Origin of the sequence: Nitrososphaera sp. (assembly GCF_050748925.1) — an archaeon.
Taxonomy (GTDB): Archaea; Thermoproteota; Nitrososphaeria; order Nitrososphaerales; family Nitrososphaeraceae; genus Nitrososphaera.
The window spans coordinates 1-4,663 of sequence record NZ_JBOGQF010000133.1; the positions used below are offsets into that span (position 1 = coordinate 1).

A 4,663-nucleotide genomic window follows, 5' to 3' on the forward strand; every position below is an offset into this window, starting at 1 on the left:
CCCTTGGTTATGTCCAAAGAAGCTTCAGGGAACCGCACAGACAAGGATATGCTTCGGTTGCCTGTTGATGACCAGTCACGACTCCAGCTAATGAAGGAAATGGAATTATTGGGCATCAACACGTCTGCGCTTGAATCCCTTACAATCGGCCAGCTTTCTGACTTGTTATTTGGTTTAAACCGGATGGCAAACATGAAGAGTATCCATAAACCAGAGTCCGGCGAAAAACAAAAGATGCCTCTTTCGTCGACGGACAAGAAAATGCTGACTTCTCTCCTCCATTCAAATGGCGACATGTCATCCTTGGCTTTGTCAAGGCAGTTGAAGATTCCTCTGACGACTGTACAAAGAAGACGAAAGCGGCTAGAACAAGTTATCGACAGCTCTTATTCGCTAAAGATAGAGGAATTCGGTCTGAGGATGATCACGTTCTTTGTAACGGTTGAAGGCAGGACCGCAATAGAGGTAGGAAAAGAGGTCCTGAATCTGCAACGAATAGTTTCAGTCGAAAGAATGATTGGAGGCAACATCGATGTAGAGATAAAGGCGATTGTTGCAACTAATAACGACATTGCGCAATTATCAGAGCAGCTAAAGACGATAACGGGCGTAAAAGAGCTTTCATGGAATGAAAGGGTCAGCATAGTCGGGAAGAATTCCGACGTGTACGTTTCAATAATAGAATCGCTATAGATTTTCTGGATGCAAGGATAAGACATTATCCCTGCAAGAACTGGAACATTCGGGCGCTTTCTAATACCATTGCGCCTTTATTTTTGGCCTGGCAAAGTGGGCTTCCACTTCGATCAGTCTTTCCATGAAACCGACGCTTTTCCGGAGAGTCGAAAAAGATGAATCGTTGCGGACTTTATGAAACATGGATATGACCTCTTCGTCCGTGACTCCATGCTTGATGTCATATTCTATTTGCCTGCAAACATGCATCAGGCCGCCGTATTTCTTGTGGTTTCTTTTTTCCCACCCCGAGGCATTCTCGGATAAACCCTTGACGTATTTCACAACCGTCTTTTCCATATGCTCGACATGCCACTCTTTCATCGGGAAACTATTTTTTACCAAAAAACTCATTGTTCAGTAAAACGACCTTGCATATAACCTACATGCACTCGATCTGATGCGACTGGCAGCAACATTGCCCCATTGCATCGCAGGGTGTGATATTTGCATTCTTGAAAGAAGCGTGTGCCTTTGCTTTCGGCAACGCGACAGAGTGCGAAATGGAAAGATAGCCATTATCAGTGTCGGGCAAAATGATAGAGAAAAAGCGGGTGGTACTTTCCATCAAAAGGCAGTTGCCACGTATTCTGGGGTTTGTTTATTGCTGGATCAGTTCTGCAGTTGCAAATCTGGCCCCTACGTTAGTGACCTTTACTTTGCTGCTTTGGCCAACTTTGCCGCCCTTTACAAAGATTACAAATCCCTGCACTCTGGCAATGCCGTCGCCTTGTCTGCTGATTTCCGTGATCTGCACGTCGTATTCCTTACCTGTTTCTACTGGCTTTGGGCCACTGTCGCCGAAGCGATTGCCTCCGCCGCCACCGTAACGTCTTTCGCCGTATGACATAACTTTCAATATCCTATACGTTTAGTCGTAATATAAACGAAGGATTGCTCGGTTTTGATAGAAATTGTGCCCGCTTTTACATGAGGGGATGGAGCTTGACGGATTAAAGGAAATGACAGGTGCCACGGCGCTGTTTTACCGGACGGCAGCGGGCAAAAGGCGAAAAAATTCTCAAGACAGGAAATCTAGGTCGCAGCAAATACGTTCTTATGATTGGAAGGGCTATTAGAAGAGATGGCCGACGACAATAGCAATAATTTTTCAGTTACTGCAGAGATGGGCTATCCCGGGGCCATCCACTTGCAGGCTAGCAGAGTAAAGATAGATTGATGCCAAAGTCACTAAAATTCATCAACCCGTTTATTCACAACCCCAGAGAGAAAAAGGCGAAGCACTGCTCAACCTGCGCAAATATCGCGACTCAGGAGAAGGTATGCTTTGACGTCGGCGACGGCGTCACCATGATAGAAAAATACTGTGACGAATGCGCAAAGCAGGCAACAAAATCAAAAGGGTGATCGATTGGCGCTTTGCGAAGTCTGCAACAAAGGTGAGGAATACCACTCGTGCGCAGCCTGTGGAAAGCACGTGTGCAATGCCTGTTTCAACACAATCCATTTCGGCATAGGCGCTGCGAGAGCGGGCAAGTCGATGGTGTATAACGTATGCATCTTTTGCACCAAGGTGTACGCGGCCAATGCAAAAGGCAAGGTATGCGACAAGTGCGAAATCATACTCACCTGGAAGTCCTCCATGAACTACCTTGCTGCAGTGAACAGGGTGACGGACATCATCAAGGCCGGCAAGCTGGATTCCAAGCTGCAAAATGAAAATTACAGCAAGTCGAACTTTGGCGCCCGCGCCGCGCAGGTGATAATGGACGCGATAGACGGCTCGAAAAAGCCCTAAAACTCTGCGCAGAAACGTGCATGGCAGGCGAGCGATAAAAGCCTGGCACGCGCAATGTTTAAAATCCGAACGAGTTCCATCTAGGCTGATTTGGTATTTGTAGCCAAGACAAAGTCCCCGGAGGAATGGAAGGCCGTGGCCTCGGCGATATCGACGCTCGTGGACGAGGCGACGTTTGAGGCGACGGCAGAAGGGATCTCGTTCCGCGGCATGGACCCGTCACACATTGCGCTTATCGACATATTCTGGCCCAGCAGCGCCTTTGAGAAATACGAATGCGACAGCGTCGTGAAATTCGGCATCAGAGTCGACGAGTTCTCGAAACTGGTCAAGAGGGCGGACAAGAAAGACACCGTAGAAATTTCGCTGGGCGACGACAGCATGCTGCACGTCAAGATGCAGAACGGCTACAGGCGGGAATACAAGACGCGCCTTATTGAAAGCTCGGCCAGCAGCACCCCGTTGCCAAAGCTGAACTTTAACTCCAAGGTGGTGCTGACGGCAGTTGCGTTTGACAAAGTGCTGTCAGACGTCCAAGTCGTTTCCGAGTTCATCTCTATAGAGTCCAAGACTGGCAAGATAGACTTTGCCGGCAGGGGCGACTCGGGCGAGGCCAGCATCATGCTGGAGGCCGGCAACGAGGGGCTGGAGGAGCTTGCAGTCAAGGAGGACAGCAAGGCCACGTACAGCCTAGACTATTTGAGCAAGATAACAAAGGCGGTTATAGCCATGGGAGGGTCTGTTGCCGCGGAGTATTCAAGCAAGATGCCTCTCAGGCTCGAATTCAAGATAGCCAACGTCGGCAGGATACACTTCTACCTGGCGCCGCGCGTTCAGGACTGATGATGGCAATGCGCCTTGTGATGAAGTTCGGCGGCACCGCGGTCGACTCTTCCGACAAGGTAAAGCACGTAGCGAAATTGCTGAAATCATATCACGACAGGGGCGACGAGGTGGTGTGCGTCGTCTCTGCAGTACGGGGGATGACTGACGGCCTGCTTGCGATAGCCGAGAGCGTAAGGCGTGGCGACAGGTCGTCCATCCAGGACTTTATAAAAAAATCAGCCAAGATCCATGCAGATATTGCGCAGGGAGCTGTCAGGGACAGGAGACTGAAAGAGGAGGCGCTTGCGCAGGTCGAAAAGACGGTCGGCGAGCTGCAAGACGTGCTCGGCGGCATCGTGCTCTTGGGCGAAGTGACGCCCAAGTCTCTTGACTACCTCATGTCGTTTGGCGAGCGCCTGTCGGCGCCGGTGGTGTCGTTTGCTCTCCAGGACATCGGAGTCGGCTCGCAGCACCTCACGGGCAAGGAGGCAGGCATCGTGACTGACTCTAACTTTGGAGAGGCCAGGCCTCTCATCGACACGACGAAACTGCGCGTGGGCCACACGCTGGTGCCTTTGCTCAAGCGTGGCGTGGTGCCGGTCGTGACAGGTTTCATTGGAGCGGACCAGCACGGCAACATCACAACCATAGGCAGAGGGGGCTCGGACTATACCGCGACCATAGTGGCGTCGAGCATCGGCGCGAATGAAGCGTGGCTGTGGAGCGACGTCGACGGCCTGATGACGGCAGACCCCAAGCTGGTAAGAGACGCGCAGGTGCTCAAGGAAGTCTCGTTTTCAGAAGCCATGGAGATGGCGCTCTTTGGAGCGAAATACATGCACCCAAGGGCCCTTGAGCCGGTCATGGAAACGAAAATCCCCATCAGGATACGCAACACGTTCAACGTAAAGCACCCCGGCACGGTCATCACCCAGAGGCCGAGCAGGGACTCGCAAAAGATAGTAAAGTCGGTGAGCGCGATACGCAGGACATCGCTCATAGACGTCAGCGGAGGGGGAATGGTCGGCGCGCCGGGGACCGCGGCCAAGATATTTGACACTCTTGCAAAAAACAGGATCAACATCATGATGATCTCTCAGAGCCCGTCAGAGTCGAGCATCACCATGGTGGTGCGAAAGGGCGACCTTGACAAGGCAACGACTACACTTGAGCTCAACCTGCTTGGCAAGGTGATAAAGCACATCGACGTCAGCGACGACGTCGCAGTGATTGCGGTGGTGGGCTCGGGCATGCGGGGAATTAAGGGCGTGGCCGCCAAGGTGTTTGGCGCCGTTGCAAAGCGCAATGTGAACGTGATAATGATAGCGCAGGGCTCATCAGAGC

The 4,663-nt window shown here is 51.5% G+C and carries 7 protein-coding genes; 5 read left to right on the top strand and 2 right to left on the bottom strand.

Going from position 1 to position 4,663, the window contains the following annotated elements; genetic code table 11:
• A partial coding sequence (locus ACREAY_RS09905; protein WP_431755612.1) for an Lrp/AsnC family transcriptional regulator occupies positions 1 to 693 on the top strand: 693 nt, incomplete at its 5' end.
• Between the two features lie 60 nt (positions 694 to 753).
• Here ACREAY_RS09905 and ACREAY_RS09910 read toward each other — a convergent pair.
• Together ACREAY_RS09910 and ACREAY_RS09915 are read right to left on the bottom strand one after the other, a co-directional pair.
• Positions 754 to 1,059 carry a hypothetical protein gene (locus tag ACREAY_RS09910; RefSeq protein ID WP_431755613.1) on the bottom strand — a complete coding sequence of 102 codons (306 nt, stop codon included), beginning with the start codon at positions 1,057 to 1,059 and terminating at the stop codon, positions 754 to 756.
• 277 nt (positions 1,060 to 1,336) lie between these two features.
• Entirely contained in the window at positions 1,337 to 1,585 is a 249-nt protein-coding gene (locus ACREAY_RS09915; RefSeq protein ID WP_431755614.1) for a TRAM domain-containing protein, read from the bottom strand.
• Between the two features lie 329 nt (positions 1,586 to 1,914).
• Between ACREAY_RS09915 and ACREAY_RS09920 the strand changes: the two genes are divergently transcribed.
• From ACREAY_RS09920 to ACREAY_RS09935, 4 genes are all read left to right on the top strand, one after another.
• Positions 1,915 to 2,103, top strand: coding sequence for a hypothetical protein (locus tag ACREAY_RS09920; protein ID WP_431755615.1), 189 nt, complete (start codon positions 1,915 to 1,917; stop codon positions 2,101 to 2,103).
• Positions 2,104 to 2,236: 133 nt separating this feature from the next.
• Positions 2,237 to 2,494: a hypothetical protein gene (locus tag ACREAY_RS09925; protein WP_431755616.1), complete on the top strand. Its 258-nt coding sequence runs from the start codon at positions 2,237 to 2,239 to the stop codon at positions 2,492 to 2,494.
• Positions 2,495 to 2,584: 90 nt separating this feature from the next.
• A complete protein-coding gene (gene pcn / locus ACREAY_RS09930; RefSeq protein WP_431755617.1) occupies positions 2,585 to 3,337 on the top strand; it encodes a proliferating cell nuclear antigen (pcna) in 753 nt (250 codons plus the stop codon).
• Positions 3,337 to 4,663 (top strand): aspartate kinase (locus ACREAY_RS09935; protein ID WP_431755618.1); only part of this gene is annotated, 1,327 nt, incomplete at its 3' end. The genes pcn and ACREAY_RS09935, both read left to right, overlap by 1 nt.

What these genes read in the sequence shown, in the direction of transcription:
- ACREAY_RS09915 (WP_431755614.1), bottom strand. Translation starts at nt 1,585, where the DNA reads ATGTCATACGGCGAAAGACGTTACGGTGGCGGCGGAGGCAATCGCTTC.
- ACREAY_RS09925 (WP_431755616.1), top strand. Translation starts at nt 2,237, where the DNA reads ATGGTGTATAACGTATGCATCTTTTGCACCAAGGTGTACGCGGCCAAT.
- ACREAY_RS09920 (WP_431755615.1), top strand. Translation starts at nt 1,915, where the DNA reads ATGCCAAAGTCACTAAAATTCATCAACCCGTTTATTCACAACCCCAGA.
- ACREAY_RS09910 (WP_431755613.1), bottom strand. Translation starts at nt 1,059, where the DNA reads ATGAAAGAGTGGCATGTCGAGCATATGGAAAAGACGGTTGTGAAATAC.